Raw genomic sequence first — 25,270 nt, forward strand, 5'->3', positions numbered from 1 at the left:
AAGCCTTCCGCTCATATCTCTATTTAACACGTAGGAATAATCGTCTTTTGTCTCGCTAACGGCGACGCCGGCCAAGGCGTCGAAAGGGGAAAACCATGACCAAGATCCACAGCGCCACCCGGGCCGCCTTGCGCGCGGGGCTGATCGCCGGCGCCTCGCTGATCGCCATGACCGGCGCGGCCCACGCCCAGAGCGCCTCGGGGGCGGCCCAGACGGCCGAGCAGCAGCAGGCCCGCATCGAGGCGCTGGAAGCCCAGCTCCAGGCCCTGTCCAGCCAGATCGCCGACCTGAAGGCCGCGACCGCCGCCAGCCTGAAGGACGTGCGCACCGCCCAGGCCCAGACCACCGTCAGCATCGCCGGCGGCAAGCCGACCATCGCCTCGGGCGACGGGGCCTTCAGCGCCAACATCCACGCGGTGATGCAGCTGGACGCCACCTGGTACAACCAGGACAGCGGCCTGCCGGCCACGACCACCGGCCGCGACCTGAACAGCGGCACCAACTTCCGCCGCGCCCGCCTGGGCGTCGACGGCAGGGCGTTCAAGAACTTCGACTACGGCGTGCTGCTGGACTTCGGCGGCTCGGGCACCGACGGCGCCGGCCAGCTGCAGGAGCTGTACCTGCAGTACAACTACGCGCCCTTCAAGGTGAAGGTCGGGGCCTTCGCGCCGAACCTGGGCCTGGAGGACGCCGCCTCCACCAACGGCTCGCTGTTCCCCGAGCGCCCCGCCGGCTCCGAGGCCGCGCGCGGCCTGGCCGGCGCCGACCGCCGCATCTCGCTGCAGGCCCAGGCCGTGGGCGAGCGCTGGCTGATCTCGGGCGCGGTGACCGGGGCCAAGGCCGGCGACGGCGCCACCTTCGACGAGCAGCTGGGCTATGTCGGCCGCGTCGCCTTCGTGCCGTTCAAGGGCTATGACTGGCTGACCCATGTCGGCGTCAACGCCAGCCGGATCGCCCAGCCCGCCCAGACGACCGTGGCCGGCCCCTACCCGATCACCGTGGAGGACCGTCCCGAGCTGCGCACCGACGGCACGCGCCTGGTCAGCTCCGGCGCCATCGACTCGTCGGGCGCCCGCCACTACGGCTTCGAACTGGCCGCCCAGAAGAAGAACCTGCTGATCCAGGGCGAGTATTTCGACATCGCGCTGGACCGCCGCAACCGCGCCGCCAACGTCACCGACCCGAAGTTCTCGGGCTGGTACGTCGAGGGCGGCTGGGTGCTGACCGGCGAGCAGCGCCGGTACAACGCCGCCAACTTCGCCTTCGACGCTCCGGCCATCGACAACCCGTTCGACCCCAAGGCCGGCAAGTGGGGCGCCTGGGAGCTGGCGGCCCGCTATTCGGTGCTGGACCTCAACCACCACGAATACGCGACCGTGGCGGCCGACCGGGTGCGCGGCGGCGTGCAGGAGATCGCCACCGTCGGCCTGAACTGGTTCCCCAACTCGGTGACCAAGTTCTCGCTGGACTATCTGGACGTCGACGTCGACCGTCGCGACGCCTCGGGCGTCCAGATCGGCCAGAGCTACAAGGCCGTCAACCTGCGCAGCCAGTACGCGTTCTAAGATCGGGCGAAGCCGCGTACCTCTCCCTTCGCGGGCGGGAGGGACGCGGACCGACGCCCAAGCGGCGTCGCCAGCCAGGGCCAGGCTGGTCGCGAGTATTCAAGATCCACCTTCTCAAGCGAGCGACATCGCCATGACCCAAGATCTCAAGACCCCCACGCGACGCGGCCTCCTGGGCTCGGGCGCCGCCGGCGCCGCCGCCCTGGCGGTTCCCGCCGCCCTGGCCGGCTCGGCCCAGGCCCAGGGCGACAAGCCGCTGACCCTGCTGAACGTCAGCTACGACCCGACCCGCGAGCTCTACAAGGACATCAACGCCGCCTACGCCAAGTACTGGAAGGACAAGGTCGGCCAGACCCTGACCATCAACCAGAGCCACGGCGGCTCGGGCAAGCAGGCCCGCTCGGTGATCGACGGCCTGCAGGCCGACGTCGTCACCCTGGCCCTGGCCTACGACATCGACGAGATCGCCGCCAAGGCCAAGCTGCTGCCGGCCAACTGGCAGTCGCGCCTGCCGCAGAACTCCACGCCCTACACCTCGACGATCGTGTTCCTGGTCCGCAAGGGCAATCCCTGGAAGATCAAGGACTGGGGCGACCTGATCAAGCCGGGCATCGACGTGATCACCCCCAACCCCAAGACCTCGGGCGGGGCGCGCTGGAACTACCTGGCCGCCTGGGCCTGGGCCCTGAAGCAGCCGGGCGGCAACCCGGCCAAGGCCGAGGCCTATGTCACCGAACTGTTCAAGCACGTGCCGGTGCTGGACACTGGGGCCCGCGGCGCGACGACCAGCTTCACCCAGCGCGGCCTGGGCGACGTGCTGCTGTCGTGGGAGAACGAGGCCTACCTGGCGCAGGAGGAACTACCGGGCAAGTTCGACATCGTCTATCCGTCGCTGTCGATCCTGGCCGAGCCGCCGGTCGCCCTGGTCGACAGGAACGTCGACCGCCACAAGACCCGCGTGGCGGCCCAGGGCTATCTGAACTTCCTCTACAGCCCCATCGCCCAGGACCTGATCGGCAAGAACTACTATCGTCCGCGCAACGCCGCGGCCGCGGCCAAGTACGCCTCGCGGTTCAAGGCGATCCCGCTGGTGACCATCGACGACACCTTCGGCGGCTGGAAGAAGGCCCAGGCTACCCACTTCGCCGACGGCGGCGTCTTCGACCGGATCTACCGGCCCAAATAGGGCCGATCGGCTCCCTCCATCCCGTCCTGACGGCCATGGCGGCGGAAACGGTTGGCGTTTCCGCCGTTGTGCGTTTTGCTCGCATGTCTGGAACCCGACATCCCGGCTCGCGTTCTGGGGAGCCATGGTTGTACCGGGAAGTCGGGGGCGTCTCACGAAATGACGGACATCTTGCGGTCGGAACGCGCGGCGGAGGAGCTGGCCGCCGAGCATGGCGTCGGCGACCCGTTCGCCGCGGCGATCCGCGCCGCCCGCATGGCGATGATCGTCACCGACGCCCACCAGCCCGACAATCCGATCATCTTCGCCAACGACGCCTTCCTGGCCCTGACCGGCTACCACCGCGACGAGGTCATCGGCCGCAACTGCCGCTTCCTGCAGGGGCCCGGCACCGATCCGGCCGCGGTCGCGACCCTCCGCCGCGCCGTCGCCAACGGCGAGGATGTGACGATCGACATCCTCAACTACCGCAAGGACGGCGCCACCTTCTGGAACGCCCTGAACCTGTCGCCCGTGCGCGGCGAGAGCGGCCGGATCGACTACTTCTTCGGGTCGCAGCTGAACGTCAGCGACAAGAAGCGCGTCGAGTTCGAGCTGGGCGACGCCCGCGACCGGCTGGAGGCCGCCGTCGAGGCCCGCACCGCCGACCTGACCCAGGCCCTGCAGCAGAAGACCGCCCTGCTCCACGAGGTGGACCACCGGGTCAAGAACAACCTCCAGCTCATCTCGTCCCTGCTGCTGCTGCAGAACCGCCGCGTCACCGACCCGGCGGTGAAGAACAGCCTGCGGGGCATGCTGGAGCGGGTCAGCGCCATCGCCACCGTCCACCGCCGCCTGTTCCAGAGCGACGACGTCGAGCGCTTCGACGTCTCGGCCTTCGTGCGCGACCTGGTCGGCGACATGGTGGGGACAGCGCGGCGCGACGACATCAAGGTCCGCCTGGACCTGGAGCGCGTCGACATCGCCGCCTCCAAGGCCGCGCCCCTGGCCCTGGTCATCAGCGAGCTGTTCTCCAACGCCCTGCGCCACGCCTTCCCGCCGGAGGCCATGGCCGGCCGCAACGGCGAGATCTTCGTCGGCATCACTCGCGGGGAGGACGAATTCCGGATCGAAATCACCGATGACGGCGTTGGACTTGGGAGTTCCGCATCGTCGGGCGGATTCGGACTGACCATCGTCCAGCTGCTGTGCCAGCAGCTCAAGGCGCGGTCGGAGACCCTGCCCGCCGACCCCGGAACGCGGGTCGTGGTGCACCTGCCGATCAACGGCGGTCATCATTGAGGAAGGGTTGGGTCTGGTGATGAGCGAGCGTCCGCTCGACGTTCTGATCGTGGAGGACGAGGTCCTGCTGGCCACCGAGCTGGAGTTCCTGGTCGAGGAAGTCGGCTTCCATTCGGTCGGCTTGGCCATGAGCTCGGACGAGGCGGTGGCCCTGGCCTGCGACCTGCATCCCGACCTGGCCCTGGTCGACGTCCACCTGCGCGACGGTCCCACGGGCGTGGACGTGGCGCGCACCATCCAGAACGACTGCGGCGGCGTGGCCCTGTTCATGACCGCCAACGTCAAGCGGCTGCCCGACGACTTCGCCGGCGCCTGCGGGGTGATCGGCAAGCCCTATTCGGAATACGGCGTGAAGACCGCCCTGACCTATCTGACGGTCTGCCTGCGCGAGGGCCTGGCGCCCGGCCCGCCGCCGCTCGGCCTGGAACTGTCGCCGGCCTATGCCGAGCGCTGGGGCCTCAACGCCCAGCCCCGCGCCGTCTAGGCATGGGCGCTGCGCTGGCGGCTCCCCTGGTCGTCTCGGCCGTCGGCACGGCCGCCGCCCTGCTGTCGATCACCAGCTTCGCCCCGCAGATCGTCAAGATCTGGCGCGAGAAGGACGCCGCCTCGGTGTCGCTGCGCACCTATGTCGTGACCGTCACCGGCTTTTCCTGCTGGATCGCCTACGGCGTGCTGATCAAGGCCTGGCCGGTGATCGCCTCCAACACCGCCTGCCTGCTGATGTCGGGCGCGGTGCTGGCGCTGAAGTGGCGGTTCGACCGGCGGGGCGACTGAGCCGCCCCGATCCCCCTGAGTTGTCATCCCGGAAAGCGCGTAGCGTTTGTCCGGGATCCAGATGAACCGCAAGGCATGGGCCCAGTCCCCTGGGTCCCGGACAGCCTCTGCGAGGCTTCCGGGATGACAACGATCGGGGGCGATGGGAAATCCCGGGCGGCGGCGCGGTCCCCTGCAAAACTTCAGGCGACGCGTGACAGGGGTCCCCACGTCCGCTATCGAGGCGCGCCTTTCGCCTTACAGGACCGCCGCCTTGACCGACGTCGCCGAGGAAGCGGGCTGGGCCACCGCCAAGACCCTGGCCGAAGCCCTGCCCTACATCCAGATCTACGACCGCGAGACGGTGGTGATCAAATACGGCGGCCACGCCATGGGCCAGGAGGAGGTCGCCAAGGTGTTCGCGGCCGACGCCGTGCTGCTCAAGCTGCTGGGCGTCCATCCCGTGGTGGTGCACGGTGGCGGGCCGCAGATCAGCCGCATGCTCGACAAGGCCGGCGTCAAGTCGACCTTCGTCGACGGCCTGCGCGTCACCGACGAGGCGACGATGGAAGTGGCCGAGATGGTGCTGTCGGGCGCCATCAACAAGGAAATCGCCAACTGGATCACCCTGGCCGGGGCCGAGGCCGACGTGCGCGGCGTGGGCCTGTCGGGCAAGGACGCCCGGATGATCACCGCCGAGAAGGTGACCCGCACCCGCAAGGATCCCGACAGCAATATCGAGCAGGCCGTCGACCTTGGCTTCGTGGGCGAGCCGACCAAGATCGACCCCCACATCATCCAGGCCCTGCTGAGCTCGGAAACCGACTACATCCCGGTCATCGCCCCGATCGGCGTGTCGGAGGCCGGCCAGACCTTCAACATCAACGCCGACACCGTGGCCGGCGCCCTGGCGGGCGCCTTGAAGGCCAAGCGGATGCTGATGCTGACCGACATCGCCGGCGTGCTGGACGGCGAGGGCCAGCTGATCCGCCAGATGACGATCGCCGAGGCCCGCGGCCTGATCGAGAGCGGCGTGGCCAGTGGCGGCATGATCCCCAAGCTGGAGAACGCCATCCACGCCGTGGAATCGGGCGTCGAGGCCGTGGTCATCCTGGACGGCCGCCGTCCCCACGCCATGCTGGTCGAACTGTTCAGCGAGCACGGCGCGGGCACGCTGATCTCGAAATGAGCCTTTGCCGGAAAGCACCCTCTCCCATGGGGAGAGGGCGGGGCCCGCGCGAAGCGTGGGAGGGTGAGGGGGTAGGACCTCGCCGTTTTCTCACGACGCCCCGCCGGCACGCCGGCCGACGCCTTAACCCCTCACCCTCCCTCTGGGAGAGGGTCGCATGACCGCCGACCTCTCCCACGTCGAGACCTGGCTCTTTGATCTCGACAACACCCTCTATCCGGCCGAATGCGAGTTCATGGCCCTGATCGAGGGCAAGATGACCGACTTCATGGAGAAGGCGACCGGCCTGCCCCGCGAAGAGGCCCGGGCCATCCAGAAGCGCTACTACACCGAGCACGGCACCACCCTGGCCGGGCTGATGGCCCATCACGGCGTCGAGCCCAAGGCGTTCCTGGACGAGGTGCACGACGTCTCGATGGACTGCCTGACGCCCGACCCGGCGCTGCGGGCGGCGATCGAGGCCCTGCCCGGCCGCCGGCTGGTGTTCACCAACGGCTCGCTGGGCCACGCCGACCGGGTGCTGAACCACCTGGGACTGGCCCACCTGATGGAGGACGTCTTCGCCATCGAGACGGCCGACTACCTGCCCAAGCCGGCCATGGCGACCTTCGAGAAGGTGGTGGCCCGCCACGCCTTCGCCCCGCCGGCCACCGCCTTCTTCGAGGACAGCGAGAAGAACCTCGCCCCCGCCGCCCTGCTGGGCATGACCACCGTCCTGGTCGGCGCCCACGCGGCCGCCTCGACCGCCGATTTCGTCCATCACCGCACGCACGACCTCGCCGGGTTCCTGACCTCGGCGCGCCTGAAGGAAGCCTGACATGACCGCCCAAGACCCTGGCCTGACCCTCGCCGACCTGCGGACCGAAGTCGAAGCCGCCTGGGAGGCCCGCGACGGCGTCTCCACCGCCACTACCGGCCCGCTGCGCACGGCGGTCGAGGAGACCCTGCTGATGATCGACGCCGGCAAGGTGCGGGTGTCCGAGAAGATCGACGGCGAATGGACCACCCACCAGTGGCTGAAGAAGGCCGTGCTGCTGTCGTTCCGCCTCAACCCCAACCGGGTGATGCACGCCGGGACCCTGGGCGGGGCGGTGGGCCCGTGGTGGGACAAGGTCCCCAACAAGTTCGACGGCTGGGACGCCCCGCAGTTCGAGGCCGCCGGCTTCCGCGCCGTGCCCGGTTCGATCGTCCGCCGCGGCGCCTATGTCGGCAAGAACGTCATCCTGATGCCGTCGTTCGTGAACATCGGCGCCTATGTGGACGACAGCACCATGGTCGACACCTGGGTGACGGTCGGCTCGTGCGCCCAGATCGGCAAGCGCGTCCACCTGTCGGGCGGCGTCGGCATCGGCGGCGTGCTGGAGCCCCTGCAGGCCAATCCGACCATCATCGAGGACGACTGCTTCATCGGCGCCCGCTCGGAAGTGGTCGAAGGCGTGGTGGTCGGCGAGGGCTCGGTGCTGTCGATGGGCGTGTTCATCAGCGCCTCGACCAAGATCGTCGACCGCGCCACCGGAGCGGTCCACATCGGCAAGGTGCCGCCCTACAGCGTCGTCGTGCCCGGCAGCCTGCCCGACCCCAAGGGCGGCCCCAGCCTGGCCTGCGCCGTAATCGTCAAGACCGTCGACGCCAAGACCCGGTCCAAGACCTCGATCAACGATCTGCTGCGCGACTAGGTCGCGCGGGGCCCCCTCCGGCCCTTCGGGCCACCTCCCCCAGAGGGGGAGGAGCTACGTCGCGCCAGATGCTGCCCCTCTGGGGGAGCTGTCGGCGAAGCCGACTGAGGGGGCCTTCACCCCGACGCCAAGGATAAAGAGATGCCCGGCCAGACCCTGAACGCCCTGCGCGACGGCGACCTGGCCGGCGCCCGGCGGCTCACCCTGCGCGAGGGCCTGACCGAATTCCCGCGCGAGATCTTCGCCCTGGCGGACACGCTTGAGGTGCTGGACCTCGGCGGCAACGCCCTGACCGCCCTGCCCGACGACCTGGGCCGGCTGACGAAGCTGCGGGTGCTGTTCTGCTCGGGCAATCCCTTCCAGCGCCTGCCGCCCGCCCTGGGCGACTGCACGGCGCTGAGCCAGGTCGGCTTTCGCGGCTGCGGCCTGCGCGAGATCCCGGCCGAGGCCCTGCCGCCGGCGCTCCGCTGGCTGACCCTGACCGACAACGCCCTCGAAGCCCTGCCCGACGCCCTGGGCGAGCGACCCGCGCTCCAGAAGCTGATGCTGTCGGGCAATCGCCTGCAGGCCCTGCCGCGCAGCCTGGCCGGCCACGCGCGGCTGGAGCTGCTGCGGCTGTCGGCCAACCGCTTGGACGCCCTGCCCGGCTGGCTGGCCGAGGCGCCGAGCCTGGCCTGGCTGGCCTGGGCCGGCAATCCGTTCGACCACGGCGCCCCGCCCCCGGGCCGGACGGTCGCCTGGTCGGCCCTGCGGCCGGGCCGTCGGCTGGGCGAGGGCGCCTCGGGCCAGGTCCAGGCGGCCGACTGGATCGACGGCGCCCGGACCCGTCCCGTGGCCCTGAAGCTGTTCAAGGGCGCCATGACCAGCGACGGCCTGCCCGAGCGCGAGATGGCCGCCTGCCTGGCCGCCGGCGAGCATCCGAACCTGACCGGCGCCCTGGGCCGGCTGGTCGACCACCCCGACGACGCCCAGGGCCTGCTGATGGCCCTGCTGCCGCCGGACTGGCGGGTGCTGGCCGGGCCGCCCAGCCTGGAAAGCTGCAGCCGCGACATCTACGACCCGACCTTGCGCCTCGACCTGGACGTCGCGCTGCGCATCGCCCGCGACGTGGCGACCGGCGCGGCCCACCTGCACGCCCGGGGCCTGTCGCACGGCGACCTCTACGCCCACAACACCCTGTGGGACGGCGCGACCGGCCAGGCCGTGCTCAGCGACCTGGGCGGGGCCTCGTTCCTGCCCGGCGGCCCTGGGGATCGGCTGGAACGGCTGGACGTCCTGGCCTGGGGCCGGCTGCTGGGCGAGTTGCTGGAACATTGCGAGGGCGACGTCCCGGACGCGATCCAGGCCCTGCGGCGCGCCTGCGAAAGTCCCGTCCCCGCCGAACGGCCGGATCTGGCTGAAGCCGTGGAAGCCCTGGCCTAGATCCGCGCACCCCAAACCGTTGTCATCCCGGAAGCCTCGCAGAGGCTGTCCGGGACCCAGGGGACTGGGCAGAAGCGGTGCGGTTCACCTGGGTCCCGGACAAGCGCTGCGCGCTTTCCGGGATGACAACGGAGAGGGGCTAACGACACACCAGTCCTAGCCTCGCGGATACGGCGTCCCGTCGCGGCGCCGGTAGAAATCCTCGCCCGCCCGCGCCACCATGTCGATGTCCGGATAGGTGCAGGCGTCCTGGTCCAGGCGGCGCGAGCCCATCTCCAGCAGCACCGCCTCGCGGTTCGAGCGGTTCTCCAGGTGATGGCCGTTGGCGACCCCGGCCTTGAAGCCCGCGCAGTCGCCGGCCCGCAGGACCGTCTCGCCGCCGTCGTCGACCAGCACCACCTCGCCCTCGACCACCCAGACGAACTCGTCCTCGGCCGAGTGCCAGTGGCGCTGGCTGCTCCACTGGCCCGGCGGCAGGCGCATCAGGTTGACGCCGAACTGGTCAAGCCCGGCCGCGTCGCCCAGGGCCCAGCGCTTGCGGCCCAGGCAGGGCGCGTCGAACGGCGGCGGATAGGCCGTGCCGAAGCGGGTGGGCGCCGTGTCGATGTCGATCTTGGGCATGGGAATCCGTGGAAGAAGCGTGCGTGGTTTGCGTCCCGTCGGAGGGAAGCCTAAAGGCAGGATGATGACCAGCCCCGCTCCCGATACCGTCAGCATCGACCCCGTCGCCCTGGCCCAGGCCCTGATCCGCCGTCCGTCCGTGACCCCGGCCGACGAGGGGGCGATGGACGTGCTTCAACGCCAGCTGGAAGCCTTGGGTTTCACGTGCCGCCGCATGAGGTTCGGCGAGATCGAGAACCTCTACGCCCGGCGCGGCGCCGCCCGCCCCAACCTCTGCTTCGCCGGTCACACCGACGTGGTGCCGGTCGGCGACGGCGACGCCTGGACGCAAGGGCCGTTCGAGGCCGAGATCCAGGACGGCGTGCTCTACGGCCGCGGCGCGGTCGACATGAAGAGCGCCATCGCCGCCTTCGTCGCCGCCGTCTCGAACCTGCCGCGCGACCTGCCCGGCTCGCTCAGCTTCCTGATCACCGGCGACGAGGAGGGCGTGGCCGAGGACGGCACCGTCAAGGTGGTCCAGGCCCTGGCCGCCGAGGGCGAGGTCATCGACCACTGCATCGTCGGCGAGCCGACCAGCGCCAACCTGCTGGGCGACATGGTCAAGATCGGCCGGCGCGGCAGCATCAACGCCTGGATCGCCGTCGACGGCCGCCAGGGCCACGTGGCCTATCCGCACCGCGCCGCCAACCCGATCCCGGTGATGGTCGACATCCTGTCGCGCCTGCAGAGCCGGGTGCTGGACGAGGGCTATACCGGCTTCCAGCCCTCGAACCTGGAGGTGACCACGGTCGACGTCGGCAACACCGCCACCAACGTCATCCCCGCCAGCGCCAAGGCCCGGATCAACATCCGCTTCAACCCGGCCCACAAGGGCAAGGACCTGGCCGCCTGGATCGAGCACGAGTGCCGCGAGGCCGCCGAGGGCTTTTCCGGCCGGGTCGAGGCGCTGTGCAAGATCAGCGGCGAGGCCTTCCTGACCGAGCCGGGCGCCTTCACCGACGTGATCGTCGGGGCCGTGGGCGACGCCACCGGCCGCGTGCCCGAGCTGTCCACCACCGGCGGCACCAGCGACGCCCGGTTCATCCGCAGCCTGTGCCCGGTGGTCGAGTTCGGCCTGGTCGGGGCCACCATGCACGCGGTCGACGAGCGCGTGCCGGTGCAGGAGGTCCGCGACCTGGCCAACATCTACCAGGCCCTGATCGGCCGCTATTTCGCGGCCTTCGCGGCCTAGCCTCGGGGGGAGCGGCCGATGGACGAACTCTCGATCGCCGACGTCCTGGCCGAGGTGGCCGTGCTGGTGAAGCCGCACTTCGGCAAGGGCCGGCCCGCCGACTACATCCCGCAGCTGGCCTGCGTGCCGCCGACCAAGTTCGGCATGGCCGTGCGGCTGGTCTCGGGCGAGGAGGCGGTGATCGGCGACGCCGACGAGGGCTTCTCGGTCCAGAGCATCACCAAGATCTTCTCCCTGGGCCTGGCCCTGAACCGGTTCGGCGACGAGGTCTGGACCCGGGTCGGCAAGGAGCCGTCGGGCACGCCGTTCAACCACCTCTCCCAGCTGGAGGCGGAAGAGGGCGTGCCGCGCAATCCCTTCATCAACGCCGGGGCCCTGGCGATCTGCGACCAGCTGATGGACGTATTCAAGGACCCGCCGGCCCTGGTGCGCGGCTTCGCCGGCTTCCTGGCCGGCGAGAAGGTCGAGATCGACGAGGCGGTGGCGGCCTCGGAACTGGCCCACGCCTGGCAGAACCGGGCCATCGCCAACCTGATGCGCGGCAAGGGCACGATCCGCCACGATCCCGAGGCGGTGGTCGCCGCCTATTGCCGCCAGTGCGCCCTGACCATGAGCTGCCGCCAGCTGGCCCGGGCCATGCTGCCCCTGGCGGCCGGCGGCTTCTCGCCGGTCGTCGAGGAAACGATCTTTCCCGAGCGCCTGACCCGGCGCCTGAACGCCCTGCTGCTGACCTGCGGCATCTATGACAGCGTCGGCAGCTTCGCCTACCGCGTCGGCCTGCCGGCCAAGAGCGGGGTCGGCGGCGGGATCGTGGCCATCGTGCCGGGCAAGGCGGCCATCGCGGTATGGTCGCCGGAGCTGGACCGGTTCGGCACCTCGGTGGTCGGGACCGTGGCCCTGGAGCGCTTCAGCCAGCTGACGAACTGTTCGGTGCTGTAGGGCGCGTCCTGCGCGCCTTGAGTCAGATCAAGGCCGCCCGTCCTCGACCGCGCGAAGCTTCGCCGTTCCAGCAACGGAGAGCTTCCATGACCCCTTTCCTGACCCTCGTGGTCCTCGCCTTCGCCGCCTTCATGCTGGCCCTGGCGATCGGCCAGATCCAGACAGCGCGCGCCGAGTGGGGGAGGAAGGCGTAGGCGCAAACCGTTGTCATCCCGGAAGCCCCGCAGGGGCTGTCCGGGACCCAGGGGACTGGGCTGATGCGGTGCGGTTCCCCTGGATCCCGGACAAGCGCTGCGCGCTTTCCGGGATGACAACAGTGAGACGCCCCCTACCCCTCGCCCTCGTACCCGACCCCCGTCAGGTAGAGCCCGTCGGACGGCGCCACCGGGCCGCAGGCCGTGCGGTCCCTGGCCTCCAAGGCGTCGCGCACGTCCTGGGCGGTCCACCGGCCGACCCCGACCTCGGCCAGGGTGCCGGTCATCGACCGCACCTGGCGGTGCAGGAACGAGCGGGCCTCGAACACCAGGTGGACCTCGTCGCCGACCCGCGACACCCGCGCCACGTCCAGCGTCTTGACCGGCGACTTCGACTGGCAGGCCATGTCGCGGAAGGTGGTGAAGTCGTGCAGGCCGACCAGGGTCTGGGCGGCGGCGTGCATGGCCTCGGCGTCCATGGCCTTCTTCATGTGCCAGACCTTGCCCTTGTCCAGGGCCGGCGGGGCGGGGCGGTTGAGGATGCGGTAGAGGTAGCGCCGCTCGTTGGCCGAGAAGCGGGCGTGCCAGCCCTCCGGCGCGACCGCGCAATCCAGCACGCTGACCGCCTCGCGCGTCAGGTGGGCGTTGAGGGCGTTCATCACCGTCCGCGCCGGCCAGTCGCGCTCGAGGTCGACCTGCACCACCTGGCCCGTGGCGTGGACGCCGGTGTCGGTGCGGCCGGCGGCGGCGATGCGGATCGCCTGGCCGCTGAACGCCTTGACCGCCGCCTCGATCGCGGCCTGCACCGACGGCTGCGAAGCTTGGGCCTGGAAGCCGTTATAGGGCCGGCCGTCATATTCGATCGTCAGGCGGTAGCGGGGCATCAGGCCAGGACCGTCCCGGCCGCCAGCGGAAAGCCGCGCACGAAGACCTCGGCGTCCTGGGCGCCCTTGCCCTCGCGCTGGGCCTTGAGCAGGCGAACGGCGCCCCCCTCTCCATGGGCGCCGCAGGCGATCAGCAGGGCGTCGTCCAGGACGGCGCCGGGCCGGCCCCCTTCTTCGATAGAAGCGCCATCCTCGACGCGCGACAGCAGGGCCTTCACGCGCACCGGGCCCTTGTCCGACGGGGCCTCGAACCAGGCCCCGGGAAACGGCGACAGGCCGCGGATGTGGCGGTCGACCTCGGCGGCCGGCCGGGTCCAGTCGATGCGGGCCTCGGCGGCCTTGATCTTCCGGGCGTAGGTCACGCCGTCCTCGGCCTGCGGGACCTCGCGGGCCGCGCCGCGCTCGATGGCGCCCAGGGCGATGGGCAGCAGCCGCGCGCCGACGGCGGCCAGCTTGTCGTGCAGGGTCCCGGCGGTCTCCAGGGCGTCGATCCGCACCTGCTCGCCCATCAGCACCGGCCCCTCGTCCAGGCCCTCGCTCATCCGCATCACCTGGACGCCGGTCACCGCGTCGCCGGCCATGATCGCCCGCTGGATCGGCGCGGCGCCCCGCCAGCGCGGCAGCAGGCTGGCGTGCAGGTTGAAGCAGCCCAGGCGCGGGGCCTCCAGCACGTCGCGGACCAGGATCTGGCCGAAAGCCACGACCACGGCGGCGTCGAGGTCGAGCGCGCGGAAGGCCTCGATCTCTTCCGCCGTCTTCATCGACGCGGGCGTACGCACCGGCAGGCCCAGGCTTTCGGCGAAGGCGTGGACGGGAGACGGCTTGAGGTCCTGGCCTCGGCCGCGCGGGGCGGGCGGCTGGGAATAGACGCAGGCGATCTCGTGGCCGGCGGCGACCAGTTCGGCCAGGCAGGCGACGGAGAATTCGGGGGTTCCAAGGAAGGCGAGGCGCATGGCGGACCTTTAGACGGCCGGGCGGTTCTTAGGAAGGCTGGCCAGAGAGAGGGGCGCCGTAGAGTCGGAACCTCGACCGTAGAGCGCCGTTCTATGGGCGACCCTTTCCAGGAGGAAACGCCATGCGCTCCATCGCCCTGTTCGCCGTCGCCGGCCTGTCCGCCCTGTCGCTGGCGGCCTGCTCCGACGAGCACGCCACCCAGATCAAGGAAGGCGCCAAGGCCGCCGGTTCCGAGATCAAGCAGGCCGCCACCGACATCAAGAACGATCCCGACGTCAAGCAGGCCGGCACGGCGCTGAAGGAAAGCACGCAGGAGGCCGCCGCCGACGCCAAGGTCGCGGCCGGCGAGGCGGTCGACAAGGCCCAGGAGGTCGGCGCCAAGGCCGGCCAGGAAACCAAGGAAGCGGCGGCCGACCTCAACGCCGACGCCAAGAAGGCCGGCTCGGACGCCAAGAAGGAAGTCCACGAGGCGACGCGGTAGGACATATATATCCGCTCATCCCGGCGAATGCCGGGACCCAGATCCTATGGCGTTGAACCTGACGGGATCAGCGTCGCGCCCATGGAACCCGCCTCACAGCCATTCCATCTGGGTCCCGGCATTCGCCGGGATGAGCGGAGCTTGGCGGTCACGCCGCCCGGCGGGCCTTCTTGACCTTGCTGATCGCCCGGTCGCGCTTCAGGCGCGACAGGTGGTCGATGAACAGCACGCCCTTGAGGTGGTCCATCTCGTGCTGGATGCAGACCGCGAACAGGTCGTGGGCCTCTTCCTCGACCGGCTCGCCCTGGTAGTTCAGGTAGCTGATCCTGACGCGGGCCGGACGCTCGACGGCGTCGTAGACCTCGGGCACCGACAGGCAGCCTTCCTCGTACGAGAACAGCTCCTCGGATTCCCAGGTGATCTTCGGATTGACGAAGTAGCGGGGCGCCGGTTCCTCGCCCTCGCGGGCCAGGTCCATGACGATCACATTGACCAGCTCGCCGACCTGCACGGCCGCCAGGCCGATGCCGGGGGCGTCGTACATGGTCTCCAGCATGTCGTCCATCAGGGCGCGCAGGGCGTCGTCGACGGCGGGCACGTCCTTGGAGACCTGCTTGAGGATCGCCAGGTCGGCGGCGTTATCGACGGTGAGGATGCGACGGATGGCCATAACGACAGTCACGTAAGGTTCGCGCCGTTCAGCGTCAAGGCGACGGAGGGACGCGGTGCGGCCGCCTAGGGCGGATCGACATTCATCTCCCCGGCCCGAAAACCTCGTCCTTCGACAAGCTCAGGATGAGGTTTTCTACTGCCCGGCTCTATAAATGGTCCTCATCCTGAGCTTGTCGAAGGACGAGGACCACGCACGGCGTTGAATGTCGATTGGTCCTAGGCCGCCGGTGCGGTCACGATCATGGCGAAGACCTGCCAACCCAGAACGCACAGCGCGCTGACCAGGATCAGGGCCGGCATGCCCAGGGCCTTGATCCGGCCGGCCAGCAGCTTGTCGAACCGCTCGGCGTCGACCGCGCGCTCGACCTTGGCCTTGCCATAGGACTTGCTGACCAGCACGCCCGTGCGCTTGGCGCTGAGCACTGTGAAGCCCTGGGTGACGAGCATGTAGAGCGACGCGATGATGGCGCCGGCGCAAGCGAGAAAGATCATACAGCCAAGCTAGGGCTTGGCCTGCAGCCTAGCAACCGGAGCGTCCACCGGAACCTCCCCCGCCAGCTTGACCAGCGGCCGCACGGCGTTCTCGACCGGCGTCAGCTCGGCGATCTCCTTGCCCTCGTGGTCGACCGACAGGTCCTCGAAGCGGCGGGCCTGGGTCAGGACCTGGCTTTCCAGCGAGCCGACGAACTGGTTGTAGCGACCGACCGCCGCCTCCAGCGCCTTGCCCACCGAGCCGGCGTGGGCCCCCATCACGGCGATGCGCTTGTAGAGCTCGCGGCCCACGGCGACGATGGCGGCGGCGTTCTTGGCCTGGTCCTCGGCCCGCCAGCCGTAGGCGACGGCCTTGCACAGGGCGAACAGGGTGGTCGGCGTGACCAGCAGCACCCGGCGGTCCATGGCCTCGGTCATCAGGTCGGGCAGGCGGTCCAGGGCCGCGGCCAGGAAGCCGTCGCCGGGCACGAACATGGCCACGAAGTCGGGCGAGCCCTCGCTGGCGAACTGGTCCCAGTAGGCCTTGGCCGACAGACCCTGCATGTGGGCGCGGACGCTGGCGGCGTGGCGGGCCAGGGCGCTTTCCCGCAGGTGCTCCTCGGTCGCCTCCTGGGCCTCGAGGAAGGCGTTCAGCGAGCACTTGGCGTCGATCACGAACACCCCGCCGCCCGGCATCTTGACCTTGACGTCGGGGCGGCGGCGGCCCTCGTCGCTGTCGACGCTGAACTGCTCCTCGAAGTCGAAGCGGGTGTTGAGGCCCGCGGCCTCGAGCACGTTGCGCAGGGTCTGCTCGCCCCAGCGGCCCTGGACGCCGGCCCCGCGCCGCAGGGCGGCCGACAGCTTGCGGGCCTCGAACTGGGTGGCGGTCGAGGCCTCCATCAGGGCGGCGATCTGGGCCTTCAGCCCGCCGGTCTCCTCGGCGCGGGCCTTCTCGACGGCGGTGACCTGGGCCTCGAACTTGGCCAGGGTCTCGGCCACGGGCTTGAGCTGGGCCTCCAGCCGCTGCTGGCTGAGCAGTTCGCGGCTCTTGAAGTTCTCCTCGGTGCGCTTGATCAGCGCCTCGGCCACGGTGTTGGCGGTCATGGTCGCCTGCTGGGCGGCCTGGGCGCGGATCAGCTCGCCCTGGGTGGCCGTCTGGTCCTCCAGCAGCCGGGCCCGCTCGTCGGCCTGGACCAGCCGGGCGTTCAAGTCCCAGGCCTTGGCCTCGGCGGCGGCGGCCCGACGCAGGGCCCAGACGGCGACCGCGGCGGCGGCGAGCGCCACCACCAGCAGGACCAGGGCCAGGATCAGGATCAGGAACGGATCGGAAAAGTTCATGCTCCGTTCTTAGCCGGAGTCGGGGGTGGGTGGAAGGCGGGTGGTCAATCCTTCTCCCCTTGCGGGAGAAGGTGGCGGCGAAGCCGTCGGATGAGGGGTCGCCCAGTCCTGTCCGGCGTGCGCGGCTGAACTCGTCATCGACCCCTCACCCGACCTCGCGCCGCGAGGCCACCCTCTCCCGCAAGGGGAGAGGGAAAATTACGCCGGCCGCCGCGCCCTCAGCGCCTGGGCGATGGTCCCGTCGTCCAGCCAGTCCAGGTCGCCGCCCACCGGCACGCCGCGCGCCAGCATGGTCACCGAGACCCCCGTCGGCGCCAGGCGGTCGGCCAGGTAGTGGGCCGTGGTCTGGCCGTCGACCGTGGCCGGCAGGGCCAGGATGACCTCGGCGATCTCACTGTTGCTGGCCCGGCCCAGCAGTTCGTTGACCCTCAGCGCCTCGGGCCCCACGCCGTCCAGCGCCGACAGCAGCCCGCCCAGCACGTGGTAGCGCCCCTTGAACGAGCCGCCGCGCTCCATGGCCCACAGCGAGCCGACCTCCTCGACCACGCACAGCAGGCGGTTGTCGCGCGTGGCGTCCGAGCAGACGGCGCAGGGGTCCGAAGTATCCAGCGACCCGCAGACCGAGCAGGTGCGCACCTTGGCCTGGGCGTCGACGATCGCGGCGGCCAGCGGGGCCAGCAGGGTGTCGCGCTTCTTGAGCAGCGCCAGGGCCGCGCGCCGGCCCGAGCGCGGCCCCAGGCCCGGCAGCTTGGACAGCAGGGCGATCAGGCGCTCGATCTCGGGTCCGGCGGAGGCGGCCATCAGTCGTCCTTGCGCGGCTGCGGCCGACGGCCGGCCTCCAGAAGGGGCAGACCCGCCTCGGTCGGCAGGTAGATCACCTGGTGACCGCCCTTCTCGGAGGTTTCCTGCAGCATCTCGATATAGCGCCAGCGCAGATAGCCTTCGGGGCCGCCCAGGCTTTCGGCGATGATCCTGTTGGCCTGGGCCACGCCCTGGGCGCGACGGATTTCGGCCTTGGCGTCGTAGTCGGCGGCCTCGAACTTGGCCAGCGACTCCTGCACCCGCACCTGCCTGTTCTGGGTGGCGCGCGCCAGCTCGGCCTCGCCATGCTTGCGCGCCGCATAGACGCTGTACTGCGGCCAGGCGACCATGATCAGCCCGATCAGGACCACCAACACCACCAGCATCACGCCGCCGAGCCTGCCCATTTCCCTGTCTCCCCCGAAATCGTTGTGCATCAGGACGCCTTGGCCGGGGTCACCCGGGTGACCTGCGAATAGACCACGCGCCACTGGCCGTCGCGCTTGGCCCAGGCGTCGACGAAGCGCACCACCAGGGCGAAGCGCTGGCCGCCGTCCGTCCCCGTCATGTTGACCCGGCCGCCCAGCAGGGCGGTGTCGCCCAGCACCGTCTCGACCGGTTCCTCGATCGTGAACGGGTCCAGCTTGAAGCCGGGAGCGACATAGTCGGCGATCAGCCGCGCCTTGTCCTGCACCTGGCCCGCGCCGTTGACCAGCACGTAGTCGTCGGCCACCAGCCGCTCCAGCGCCGCCCGGTCGCCGTTCACCTGGGCCGCGTCATAGGCGTGGGCGGCGGCGGCCAGGTCGGCCGGCAGGGGGGCGGCGTGGGCCACGCTCGGCGCGGCCAGGGCCAGGGCGATCAGAGCGGTGCGAAGAGGCGGCATCGGGATCTCCTGGTTCCTTCAGAGGGGGACGGACGCCCTGGGCTCGACGGGATGAGCGACATCCAAGCCTATCATGAGCCTAAAATCGGTTGTCATCCCGGAAGCCTCGCGGAGGCTGTTCGGGATCCAGAGGCCGGCGCATTGCGGCGGTCCTGGGTCCCGGCTCTCCGCTTCGCTACGGCCGGGATGACAACGGGAGTGGATTTTCAGATGCAGGCGACCCTAGAACTTCATGCCCGGCATGCCGCCCATCAGCCCGGCCATCGGCCCGGCGGCTTCCTGCATCAGCTGGGCCTGCTTGGCGTCGAGCTTCTTCTTGGCGTCGGCGTGGGCGGCGACGATCAGGTCGGCGATCACCTCGCCCTCGCCCGGCTCGACCAGGCTCTCGTCCAGCACAACCCGGGCCAGCTCGCCCGAGCCCTTCAGGGTGACGGTGACCATGCCGCCGCCGGCCGTGCCCTCGACGGTCAGTTCGGCGAGCCGCGCCTGGGCGTCGGCCAGCTTCTGCTGCATCTCCTGGGCCTGCTTCATCAGGCCGCCGAGGTCTTTCATCGTTCAAACTCCTAAACTTCGGTGTCATCCCGGCCGAAGAGCCGGGACCGCCGGAAGCGCCGGCGTTCACGCGTCGGTCCCGGATCTTCGCGCTGCGCGCTACGTCCGGGATGACAGTCGTTATTCTTCCAGCTCGTCCGGCTCGATCGGCGGCGCCGGGGGCGTCAGGATCGTGCGGACCTCGACGATCTCGGCCCCGGGGAAAGCGCTGAGCACCGAGGCGACGAACGGGTCGGACTTGATCGCCGCCAGCTCCTCGCGCTCCTCGCGCTTCTGGCGCTCGAACAGGCTCTCGGCCCCGCCGCCGCCCTCGGCCGCCACCAGCCAGGGCTGGCCGGTCCACTCCTTCAGCGCGCGCACCAGGCGGCCGGCCAGGTTGCCGGGCGCGCCGGGGGCCGGTTCGAAGGTGATCGCCCCGGGGCGGAAGCTGATCGGGCGGACATATTGCTCGACGTCGAGCCGCAGGCCGATGTCGCGCTTCTCGGCGATCAGCTTCACGACGTCTTCGAAGGACGCCAGCACCGGCGCCGCGGGCGCCGAGGGCGCGGCCATCACCCGGGCCTGGGCGTTGACGGCCCCGCCGCCTCCACCGCCGCCGCCGATCGAGCCGCCGCCGCCCCCGGGACCGCCGACCGGCTGGCCGTCGCGCAGGGCCTTCAGCGCCTCCTCCGGACCGGGCAGGTCGGCGGCGTAGCACAGGCGGATCAGGGCCATCTCGGCCGCGGCCATGGCGTCGGGCGCGCGGCGCACCTCGTCATGGGCCTTGAGCAGCATCTGCCACAGGCGCGACAGGGTCCCGGCCGAGGTCTGGGCCCCGATCGCGGTCAGTCGCGCGGCCTGCTCCTTGGGCATCGACAGGGCGTCCGGCCCCAGGGCCTTGGCCACCGACGCGGCGTGGCAATGGTCCAGCAGGTCCAGCATGACCACCGCCGGATCGGCGCCGAACCCCCACAGGGCGCGGAAGCCCTGCAGCGACTCGCCCGGCTTGCCGCTCATCACGTTCTCGAACAGGGCGATCGTCTGGCCGCGGTCGGCCAGGCCCAGCATGTCGCGGACCACGGCGGCGGTGACGGTCGAGCCGCGCTCGCCCTGGACGATGGCCTGGTCCAGCAGGGACAGGCCGTCGCGCACCGAGCCCTCGGCGGCGCGGGCGATCAGGGCCAGGCCGTCCTCCTCGACCCTGGCCCCTTCCTTGGCGGCGATCTTGCCGAAGTGCTTGACCAGCACGTCCGGCTCGACCCGGCGCAGGTCGAAACGCTGGGTGCGCGACAGGATCGTCACCGGCACCTTGCGGATCTCGGTGGTGGCGAAGATGAACTTGGCGTGCGGCGGCGGCTCTTCCAGCGTCTTGAGCAGGGCGTTGAACGCCGCCGTCGACAGCATGTGCACTTCGTCGATGATGTAGACCTTGTAGCGCGCCTCGACCGGGGCGTAGCGCACCCCGTCCAGCAGCTCGCGCATCTCGTCGACCTTGGTTCGGCTGGCGGCGTCCAGCTCCAGCACGTCCATGTGCCGCCCCTCGACGATGGCCTTGCAGTGGCGGCCGTCGACGGTCAGGTCGACCGAGGGCTGGTGGACGGTGTCGGTCTCGTAGTTCAACGCCCGGGCCAACAGGCGGGCGGTGGTGGTCTTGCCCACCCCCCGCACGCCGGTCAGCATGAAGGCGTGGGCGATGCGGCCGGTCGAGAAGGCGTTGGCCAGGGTGCGGACCATGGCCTCCTGGCCGATCAGGTCCTCGAAGGTGCGCGGCCGGTACTTGCGGGCCAGCACGGTGTAGGCCGCGTCCGGGTCCGACGGCGGCTGGGCGGCCGGAGCCGCGACGGGCGTCGCCACGGCCGGCGGCGCCGCCTCGGGCGCGGCCGGCGGCCCGCCGAAGATGTCGGCGGTGTTCTCGTCGCGTTCAGCGGGTTCTTCGTCCCACGGCGGCGCGGAATCGGTCGTGAGGTCGTCGTGGTCGGCCATGGCGTGAGTGTAGTGCGCCGCAGCGCCCAGCAAAAGGCTCGGCCCGCGCTTGAGGCGGCAATGCTGTCAGAATGTGGGGAAAGGTGGAGACCGGACAGCGACCCAGAGGGGATCTCGTTGTGGCTGCTGCCTCTCGGCCCTGACCAGGTTGGCGAGGACTCCGTCCGCGCCGGTCTCCAAGGCCTATATCGCGACTCATAGCGACGGATGCAAGACACGAAGCGCCGGCTCGTGACGACTCTTCGTCGCGGATGCTACAGACTCGCCATGGCCCTTTCGATCATCACCAACATCTTCGCCGGCAATCCGCTCGACCGCGCCAGCGAGCGCCGGGGCGACGAGGCCTGGCTGGCCGAGAAGGCCGCCGACCCGCAGTCCCTGGCCGTGGCCGTCTGGAACGGCAAGGCGCTGGTCGAGGACGCCGTCGGGGAGGACGGCAAGATCAGCGGCGCCCAGATCGCCTATCTGCGCGCCGACATGGCCAAGGACCTGGCCGCCACGCCCGAGCGGCTGCTTTTCCTGGGGCTTTGGAAGGACATCGCGGTGTTCGCCGTCGACCTGGAGGGCGGGGCCGACCCGGCCGAGGGGCCGCTGCGGGGCCTGGGCCGGTTCGAGGAGTTGCGCGGGATCGCCCCGACCCTGCCGCCGCCCGACGCCGGCATCCTGGCCACCGCCAAGTCGATGTTCGAATGGCGGCGCAAGCACAAGTGGTGCAGCAACTGCGGCCAGGAGACGGTGGTCAGCGACGGCGGCTGGAAGCGGCTGTGCCCGTCCTGCCAGGCCGAGCACTTCCCGCGCACCGATCCGGTGGCGATCATGCTGGCCCTGCACGGCGGCCGCTGCCTGCTGGGTCGCCAGGCGATGTGGCCGCCCGGCATGTACTCGGCCCTGGCCGGCTTCATCGAGCCCGGCGAGACCATCGAGGAAGGCTGCGCCCGCGAGCTGAAGGAAGAGGCCGGCCTGACCGCCACCGCCGTCCGCTACCACTCCAGCCAGCCCTGGCCGTGGCCCTCGTCGCTGATGATGGGCCTGATGGCCGACGTCGACAGCGACGTGGCCGCCCCCGACCAGACCGAGCTGGAAGCGGTCAAGTGGTTCACCAAGGACGAGGCCAAGGCCCTGATCCGCGGCGAGCTGGAAGGCTTCTTCGCCCCCCCGCCCCTGGCCATCGCCCACCAGCTGATCAAGGCCTGGGCGGAGGAGGCTTAGACTCGGAAACCGACTGTCATCCCGGACAAGCGCGCAGCGCGCCGATCCGGGACCGACGCCTGAACTCGGCGCTTCCGGCGGTCCCGGGTCTTCGCTGCGCTACGCCCGGGATGACAATCTTTTTTGAAGCCTCGTCCCTACCCGAACAGCACCACCAGCTCCCGCACGACCATCACCGCCAGGGCGATCGTCGACAGCACGAACACCAGGAACCGCAAGGTCACGGCGTTGATGCTGAGCTGCACCAGGCTGTGGACCACCCGCAGCGCCACATAGAGCCAGGCCAGATGCAGCGCCCAGCCGTCGGCGTGGCCGGCGACCTGGATGGCCAGGGCCGCCGCATAGAAGATCGTCGGCTGCTCCATCAGGTGGTTGTAGTTGTCGGCCGCCTGACGGGCGATCGGCGGCAGGCCGTTCAGCCCGCCCGGAAAGGCCGCGTCCTGCGGCTTGATCCCGGCCTTGCTCATGGCCGGCAGCCGCTGAACGTACATCCACAGCCAGATCACCAGCGACCAGGCCGTCAGCGCCATCACCGGCGCGACCAGCGTTTGCATCGTCGTTCCCTCCCCGGCCCCTTGCTGGGACCCTGGGCGGGAGATTAGGCGCCGAACGCCCGATTGGCGAAGCTTGCCCTTCGGGAAGCCCTACACCCGGTCCCGGAACGGATCGGCCGGATAGACCCCCAGGATCTCGAACTTCTCGGAGAAGAACTTCAGCTCGTCGAAGGCCAGGGCCAGGGGGCGGTCCTCGGGCCGGCCGTCGACCTCGGCGTAGAAGAAGGTGGCGGTGAAGGCCCCGCCCTCCATGTAGCTTTCCAGCTTGGTCATGTTGACGCCGTTGGTCGCGAAGCCGCCCAGGGCCTTGTAGAGGGCGGCCGGCAGGTTGCGGACCTTGAACACGAAGCTGGTCACGCAGCGGTGGGTGAACGGCGGCGCCTCCGGCTTGGGATCGGCCGTCATCACCAGGAACCGCGTGGTGTTGTTGCGCGCGTCCTCGATGTCGCGGGCCAGGATGTCCAGGCCGTAGATCTCGGCGGCCAGGGCCGGGGCCACGGCGGCGCGGGTGGGATCGGGCTTCAGGGCCAGGGCCTTGGCCGCGCCCGCCGTGTCGCCGGCGCTCTCGTGGGCCAGGCCCAGCTTCTTGAGGCTGTGGCGGCACTGGCTCAGCGCGATCGGCATCGAACAGGCGATCTTCACCGTCTCCAGTGTCACGCCCTTGTTGGCCATCAGCTGGAAGCGGATCGGCTTGAAGCGTTCGCCGACGATCTTCAGGCCCGAAGCGGGCAAGAGGTGGTGGACGTCGGCCACGCGGCCGGCGATCGAGTTCTCGATCGGGATCATGCCCAGCTGGCAGGCGCCGGTCTTGATGGCCTCGAACGCCTCCTCGAAGGTGGCGCAGGGCACGGCCTCGTGGTCGGGGAAATAGGTGCGGCAGGCCTCGTGGCTGTTGGCGCCGGGCTCGCCCTGGAAGGCGATCTTCTTGAGGATGCTCATGCTGACTTTCCGGCCGCGCCAATGGTGTTCGAATAGGCGCGCGCCGCTTCTAGGTCCGAAGGATTGTCGACGGAGATCGGGGCCTCGGCGGCCACCGCGGCGCGCAAGCTGAGGCCCAGCTCCATGGCCCGCAGTTGCTCCAGCTTCTCGCGCTTCTCCAGCGGCGAGGGCGGGGCGGCGTTGAAGGCCTCCAGGGCGGCGCGGCGATAGCCGTAGATGCCGATGTGACGCCAGACGGGGCCGTCGCCATAGAGGGTGGAGCGAGTGAAATACAGCGCCCGGCCCGACAGGCCGTTCTGCTCCATGGCCAGCACGGCCTTGACCACGTCGGGATTGGACCGGTCGGCCGGCGAGGCTTCCGGCGCGACGACGGTGGCGATGTCGCAGCCGGGATGGGCGCTCAGAAGGTCGGCGCAGGCGCCCAGCACCGAGGGCTGCACGAACGGCATGTCGCCCTGCAGGTTGATGACCACGTCGTGGCGGCGCTGGGGGTCCAGCGCCTCGAGGGCGGCCAGGATGCGGTCCGAGCCCGAGGGCAGGGCCGGATCGGTCAGCACCGCCTGGCCGCCGGCCTGCTTGACCGCGTGGACGATGGCGATGTCGCCGGCCGCCACCGCCACCGGGCCGATTCCCGCCGCCAGGGCCTGGCGCAGCACGCGCACGATCATCGGGACGCCGCCGATGTCCGCCAACGGCTTGTCGGGGAGGCGGGTGGCCGCCATGCGGGCCGGAATGACGACGATAGGGTTCATGAAAGGCCGTTGCGGGTCAAAACCGTTGCTGCCCGGTTGCGCCTCGGGCGGTAGCGTGTAAGAGACGCGAGCGCAACATGGAGCGCGCGGGGGAAACCTCCGGGCGCGGATTTCGGGCCTGTCGTCAGACGGCCCCCAAGAGGCTGGTAAGGCTTTAGATGAGCGACCTGACGTTCAACAAGATCGCTGGCGGCGTGCTGCTGACCGGCCTGATCATTTTCGGTCTGCGGGAAGCGTCGGACATCGTTTTCGCCAAGCACGAGCTTGAAAAGCCCGGCTATGAGATCGCGATCGCCGAAGAGGCGGGCGAAGGCGGCGCGGCCGCCGAGGCCGCGCCCGACTGGGGCAGCGTCCTGACCCCGGCCAATGTCACCGCCGGCCAGGCCGTCGCCGCCAAGTGCGCCTCCTGCCACAACTTCACCGCCGAGAATCACACCGGCCCCGGCCTGTTCGGCGTGGTGGGGCGCAAGCCCGGCGTCCACCCCGGCTTCGCCTATTCGCCGGCCATGGTCGAGTACGGCGCCAAGAACCCGGTCTGGGACTACGACAAGCTCGACACCTTCCTGAAGGCCCCGGGCAAGGACATCTCGGGCACCAAGATGACGTTCGTCGGCCTGAAGAAGCAGGAAGACCGGATCGCCATGATCGCCTACCTGCACAGCCTGGGCTCGAGCCTGCCGATCCCGGCGCCGAAGCCGGCCGGCGCGGCCCCGGCGCCCGCCGGCGAGGCTCCGGCGGCTGACGCGGCCGCCCCCGCGGCT

At 70.3% G+C, this 25,270-nt stretch carries 28 protein-coding genes and 1 other RNA gene; 14 read left to right on the forward strand and 15 right to left on the reverse strand.

Translation table 11 applies throughout. The features are described 5' to 3' along the window. Positions 1 to 95 precede the first annotated feature (95 nt). From AC07NX_RS15720 to AC07NX_RS15760, 9 genes are all read left to right on the forward strand, one after another. Complete coding sequence (locus tag AC07NX_RS15720; protein ID WP_494643038.1) at positions 96 to 1,565, forward strand: OprO/OprP family phosphate-selective porin; 1,470 nt, start codon at positions 96 to 98, stop codon at positions 1,563 to 1,565. Between the two features lie 133 nt (positions 1,566 to 1,698). Continuing rightward, a complete protein-coding gene (locus tag AC07NX_RS15725) occupies positions 1,699 to 2,751 on the forward strand; it encodes a sulfate ABC transporter substrate-binding protein (protein WP_494643039.1) in 1,053 nt (350 codons plus the stop codon). A gap of 159 nt (positions 2,752 to 2,910) precedes the next feature. After that, positions 2,911 to 4,032 (forward strand): photosensory histidine protein kinase LovK, encoded by a 1,122-nt coding sequence (gene lovK / locus AC07NX_RS15730; protein ID WP_494643040.1) that lies wholly within the window; start codon positions 2,911 to 2,913, stop codon positions 4,030 to 4,032. 19 nt (positions 4,033 to 4,051) lie between these two features. Continuing rightward, a complete protein-coding gene (locus tag AC07NX_RS15735; protein ID WP_494643042.1) occupies positions 4,052 to 4,516 on the forward strand; it encodes a response regulator in 465 nt (154 codons plus the stop codon). A 2-nt stretch (positions 4,517 to 4,518) separates the two neighbouring features. Then, the gene (locus AC07NX_RS15740) at positions 4,519 to 4,806 is read left to right on the forward strand and encodes a SemiSWEET family sugar transporter (RefSeq protein ID WP_494643043.1); all 288 of its coding nucleotides are present in this window, start codon (positions 4,519 to 4,521) and stop codon (positions 4,804 to 4,806) included. Between the two features lie 253 nt (positions 4,807 to 5,059). Beyond that, positions 5,060 to 5,974, forward strand: coding sequence for an acetylglutamate kinase (gene argB / locus AC07NX_RS15745; RefSeq protein ID WP_494643044.1), 915 nt, complete (start codon positions 5,060 to 5,062; stop codon positions 5,972 to 5,974). A 157-nt stretch (positions 5,975 to 6,131) separates the two neighbouring features. Next, positions 6,132 to 6,791: a pyrimidine 5'-nucleotidase gene (locus tag AC07NX_RS15750; RefSeq protein ID WP_494643046.1), complete on the forward strand. Its 660-nt coding sequence runs from the start codon at positions 6,132 to 6,134 to the stop codon at positions 6,789 to 6,791. 1 nt (position 6,792) lies between these two features. Next, entirely contained in the window at positions 6,793 to 7,650 is an 858-nt protein-coding gene (gene dapD, locus AC07NX_RS15755; RefSeq protein WP_494643047.1) for a 2,3,4,5-tetrahydropyridine-2,6-dicarboxylate N-succinyltransferase, read from the forward strand. A 141-nt stretch (positions 7,651 to 7,791) separates the two neighbouring features. Then, a complete protein-coding gene (locus AC07NX_RS15760; RefSeq protein ID WP_494643049.1) occupies positions 7,792 to 9,072 on the forward strand; it encodes a leucine-rich repeat-containing protein kinase family protein in 1,281 nt (426 codons plus the stop codon). Positions 9,073 to 9,228: 156 nt separating this feature from the next. Here AC07NX_RS15760 and AC07NX_RS15765 read toward each other — a convergent pair whose 3' ends face one another. After that, positions 9,229 to 9,693 (reverse strand): cupin domain-containing protein, encoded by a 465-nt coding sequence (locus AC07NX_RS15765; RefSeq protein ID WP_494643050.1) that lies wholly within the window; start codon positions 9,691 to 9,693, stop codon positions 9,229 to 9,231. Between the two features lie 64 nt (positions 9,694 to 9,757). On the opposite strand from AC07NX_RS15765, the gene dapE reads away from it, so the two are divergent. Beyond that, the gene (gene dapE, locus AC07NX_RS15770; RefSeq protein WP_494643052.1) at positions 9,758 to 10,924 is read left to right on the forward strand and encodes a succinyl-diaminopimelate desuccinylase; all 1,167 of its coding nucleotides are present in this window, start codon (positions 9,758 to 9,760) and stop codon (positions 10,922 to 10,924) included. 18 nt (positions 10,925 to 10,942) lie between these two features. Further along, the gene (locus tag AC07NX_RS15775; protein WP_494643053.1) at positions 10,943 to 11,863 is read left to right on the forward strand and encodes a glutaminase; all 921 of its coding nucleotides are present in this window, start codon (positions 10,943 to 10,945) and stop codon (positions 11,861 to 11,863) included. Positions 11,864 to 12,191: 328 nt separating this feature from the next. Here the strand turns inward: AC07NX_RS15775 and truA are convergent, their stop codons facing one another. Beyond that, on the reverse strand, positions 12,192 to 12,941 hold the full coding sequence (gene truA, locus AC07NX_RS15780; RefSeq protein WP_494643055.1) for a tRNA pseudouridine(38-40) synthase TruA: 750 nt from the start codon (positions 12,939 to 12,941) through the stop codon (positions 12,192 to 12,194). After that, entirely contained in the window at positions 12,941 to 13,894 is a 954-nt protein-coding gene (fmt, locus tag AC07NX_RS15785; RefSeq protein ID WP_494643056.1) for a methionyl-tRNA formyltransferase, read from the reverse strand. The genes truA and fmt overlap by 1 nt, the downstream gene beginning before the upstream one ends. A 122-nt stretch (positions 13,895 to 14,016) precedes the next feature. On the opposite strand from fmt, the gene AC07NX_RS15790 reads away from it, so the two are divergent. After that, the gene (locus tag AC07NX_RS15790; protein WP_494643058.1) at positions 14,017 to 14,376 is read left to right on the forward strand and encodes a cell surface protein; all 360 of its coding nucleotides are present in this window, start codon (positions 14,017 to 14,019) and stop codon (positions 14,374 to 14,376) included. 148 nt (positions 14,377 to 14,524) lie between these two features. Here AC07NX_RS15790 and def read toward each other — a convergent pair whose 3' ends face one another. The 9 genes from def to ffs all read right to left on the reverse strand — a co-directional run bounded on the left by def (position 14,525) and on the right by ffs (position 21,234). Continuing rightward, positions 14,525 to 15,046 (reverse strand): peptide deformylase, encoded by a 522-nt coding sequence (gene def / locus AC07NX_RS15795; protein ID WP_494643060.1) that lies wholly within the window; start codon positions 15,044 to 15,046, stop codon positions 14,525 to 14,527. 218 nt (positions 15,047 to 15,264) lie between these two features. Next, complete coding sequence (locus AC07NX_RS15800; protein ID WP_494643061.1) at positions 15,265 to 15,540, reverse strand: hypothetical protein; 276 nt, start codon at positions 15,538 to 15,540, stop codon at positions 15,265 to 15,267. A 9-nt stretch (positions 15,541 to 15,549) separates the two neighbouring features. After that, positions 15,550 to 16,857, reverse strand: a complete 1,308-nt coding sequence (locus AC07NX_RS15805) for a DNA recombination protein RmuC (RefSeq protein WP_494643063.1) — start codon at positions 16,855 to 16,857, stop codon at positions 15,550 to 15,552. A 198-nt stretch (positions 16,858 to 17,055) separates the two neighbouring features. Next, on the reverse strand, positions 17,056 to 17,658 hold the full coding sequence (recR, locus tag AC07NX_RS15810; RefSeq protein WP_132085800.1) for a recombination mediator RecR: 603 nt from the start codon (positions 17,656 to 17,658) through the stop codon (positions 17,056 to 17,058). Continuing rightward, entirely contained in the window at positions 17,658 to 18,065 is a 408-nt protein-coding gene (locus AC07NX_RS15815) for an SPFH domain-containing protein (protein ID WP_494643064.1), read from the reverse strand. Before AC07NX_RS15815 ends, recR begins: the two co-directional genes overlap by 1 nt. A 29-nt stretch (positions 18,066 to 18,094) precedes the next feature. After that, positions 18,095 to 18,541, reverse strand: coding sequence for a nuclear transport factor 2 family protein (locus AC07NX_RS15820; protein ID WP_494643065.1), 447 nt, complete (start codon positions 18,539 to 18,541; stop codon positions 18,095 to 18,097). A gap of 222 nt (positions 18,542 to 18,763) precedes the next feature. After that, the gene (locus tag AC07NX_RS15825) at positions 18,764 to 19,093 is read right to left on the reverse strand and encodes a YbaB/EbfC family nucleoid-associated protein (protein WP_494643066.1); all 330 of its coding nucleotides are present in this window, start codon (positions 19,091 to 19,093) and stop codon (positions 18,764 to 18,766) included. 120 nt (positions 19,094 to 19,213) lie between these two features. Next, positions 19,214 to 21,055: a DNA polymerase III subunit gamma/tau gene (locus tag AC07NX_RS15830; protein WP_494643068.1), complete on the reverse strand. Its 1,842-nt coding sequence runs from the start codon at positions 21,053 to 21,055 to the stop codon at positions 19,214 to 19,216. 81 nt (positions 21,056 to 21,136) lie between these two features. Further along, positions 21,137 to 21,234: signal recognition particle sRNA small type (gene ffs / locus AC07NX_RS15835), an RNA gene on the reverse strand. 88 nt (positions 21,235 to 21,322) lie between these two features. On the opposite strand from ffs, the gene nudC reads away from it, so the two are divergent. Then, entirely contained in the window at positions 21,323 to 22,264 is a 942-nt protein-coding gene (gene nudC / locus AC07NX_RS15840) for an NAD(+) diphosphatase (RefSeq protein ID WP_494643069.1), read from the forward strand. A 137-nt stretch (positions 22,265 to 22,401) separates the two neighbouring features. Here nudC and AC07NX_RS15845 read toward each other — a convergent pair whose 3' ends face one another. From AC07NX_RS15845 to AC07NX_RS15855, 3 genes are all read right to left on the reverse strand, one after another. Continuing rightward, entirely contained in the window at positions 22,402 to 22,818 is a 417-nt protein-coding gene (locus tag AC07NX_RS15845; protein ID WP_494643070.1) for an MAPEG family protein, read from the reverse strand. Between the two features lie 90 nt (positions 22,819 to 22,908). Further along, positions 22,909 to 23,757 carry a prephenate dehydratase gene (locus AC07NX_RS15850; protein ID WP_494643071.1) on the reverse strand — a complete coding sequence of 283 codons (849 nt, stop codon included), beginning with the start codon at positions 23,755 to 23,757 and terminating at the stop codon, positions 22,909 to 22,911. Continuing rightward, a complete protein-coding gene (locus tag AC07NX_RS15855) occupies positions 23,754 to 24,509 on the reverse strand; it encodes a 3-deoxy-manno-octulosonate cytidylyltransferase (protein ID WP_494643073.1) in 756 nt (251 codons plus the stop codon). Before AC07NX_RS15855 ends, AC07NX_RS15850 begins: the two co-directional genes overlap by 4 nt. 158 nt (positions 24,510 to 24,667) lie before the next feature. Here AC07NX_RS15855 and AC07NX_RS15860 point away from each other — a divergent pair. Then, positions 24,668 to 25,270, forward strand: a 603-nt coding sequence (locus AC07NX_RS15860; protein ID WP_494643075.1) for a c-type cytochrome, incomplete at its 3' end; no start/stop codon positions are given.

The sequence above is a fragment of the Caulobacter sp. GW821-FHT09A05 genome (assembly GCF_059418465.1).

Bases quoted from the DNA above. Each gene is read 5' to 3' on its own strand.
- fmt (WP_494643056.1), bottom strand. From the start codon at position 13,894: ATGCGCCTCGCCTTCCTTGGAACCCCCGAATTCTCCGTCGCCTGCCTG.
- truA (WP_494643055.1), bottom strand. From the start codon at position 12,941: ATGCCCCGCTACCGCCTGACGATCGAATATGACGGCCGGCCCTATAAC.
- AC07NX_RS15765 (WP_494643050.1), bottom strand. From the start codon at position 9,693: ATGCCCAAGATCGACATCGACACGGCGCCCACCCGCTTCGGCACGGCC.
- AC07NX_RS15725 (WP_494643039.1), top strand. From the start codon at position 1,699: ATGACCCAAGATCTCAAGACCCCCACGCGACGCGGCCTCCTGGGCTCG.
- dapE (WP_494643052.1), top strand. From the start codon at position 9,758: ATGACCAGCCCCGCTCCCGATACCGTCAGCATCGACCCCGTCGCCCTG.
- AC07NX_RS15830 (WP_494643068.1), bottom strand. From the start codon at position 21,055: ATGGCCGACCACGACGACCTCACGACCGATTCCGCGCCGCCGTGGGAC.
- AC07NX_RS15750 (WP_494643046.1), top strand. From the start codon at position 6,132: ATGACCGCCGACCTCTCCCACGTCGAGACCTGGCTCTTTGATCTCGAC.
- AC07NX_RS15845 (WP_494643070.1), bottom strand. From the start codon at position 22,818: ATGCAAACGCTGGTCGCGCCGGTGATGGCGCTGACGGCCTGGTCGCTG.
- AC07NX_RS15760 (WP_494643049.1), top strand. From the start codon at position 7,792: ATGCCCGGCCAGACCCTGAACGCCCTGCGCGACGGCGACCTGGCCGGC.
- AC07NX_RS15855 (WP_494643073.1), bottom strand. From the start codon at position 24,509: ATGAACCCTATCGTCGTCATTCCGGCCCGCATGGCGGCCACCCGCCTC.
- def (WP_494643060.1), bottom strand. From the start codon at position 15,046: ATGGCCATCCGTCGCATCCTCACCGTCGATAACGCCGCCGACCTGGCG.
- AC07NX_RS15735 (WP_494643042.1), top strand. From the start codon at position 4,052: ATGAGCGAGCGTCCGCTCGACGTTCTGATCGTGGAGGACGAGGTCCTG.
- AC07NX_RS15720 (WP_494643038.1), top strand. From the start codon at position 96: ATGACCAAGATCCACAGCGCCACCCGGGCCGCCTTGCGCGCGGGGCTG.
- recR (WP_132085800.1), bottom strand. From the start codon at position 17,658: ATGGCCGCCTCCGCCGGACCCGAGATCGAGCGCCTGATCGCCCTGCTG.
- AC07NX_RS15740 (WP_494643043.1), top strand. From the start codon at position 4,519: ATGGGCGCTGCGCTGGCGGCTCCCCTGGTCGTCTCGGCCGTCGGCACG.
- AC07NX_RS15820 (WP_494643065.1), bottom strand. From the start codon at position 18,541: ATGCCGCCTCTTCGCACCGCTCTGATCGCCCTGGCCCTGGCCGCGCCG.
- AC07NX_RS15815 (WP_494643064.1), bottom strand. From the start codon at position 18,065: ATGGGCAGGCTCGGCGGCGTGATGCTGGTGGTGTTGGTGGTCCTGATC.
- AC07NX_RS15850 (WP_494643071.1), bottom strand. From the start codon at position 23,757: ATGAGCATCCTCAAGAAGATCGCCTTCCAGGGCGAGCCCGGCGCCAAC.
- nudC (WP_494643069.1), top strand. From the start codon at position 21,323: ATGGCCCTTTCGATCATCACCAACATCTTCGCCGGCAATCCGCTCGAC.
- dapD (WP_494643047.1), top strand. From the start codon at position 6,793: ATGACCGCCCAAGACCCTGGCCTGACCCTCGCCGACCTGCGGACCGAA.
- lovK (WP_494643040.1), top strand. From the start codon at position 2,911: ATGACGGACATCTTGCGGTCGGAACGCGCGGCGGAGGAGCTGGCCGCC.
- AC07NX_RS15800 (WP_494643061.1), bottom strand. From the start codon at position 15,540: ATGATCTTTCTCGCTTGCGCCGGCGCCATCATCGCGTCGCTCTACATG.
- AC07NX_RS15775 (WP_494643053.1), top strand. From the start codon at position 10,943: ATGGACGAACTCTCGATCGCCGACGTCCTGGCCGAGGTGGCCGTGCTG.
- AC07NX_RS15790 (WP_494643058.1), top strand. From the start codon at position 14,017: ATGCGCTCCATCGCCCTGTTCGCCGTCGCCGGCCTGTCCGCCCTGTCG.
- AC07NX_RS15825 (WP_494643066.1), bottom strand. From the start codon at position 19,093: ATGAAAGACCTCGGCGGCCTGATGAAGCAGGCCCAGGAGATGCAGCAG.
- AC07NX_RS15805 (WP_494643063.1), bottom strand. From the start codon at position 16,857: ATGAACTTTTCCGATCCGTTCCTGATCCTGATCCTGGCCCTGGTCCTG.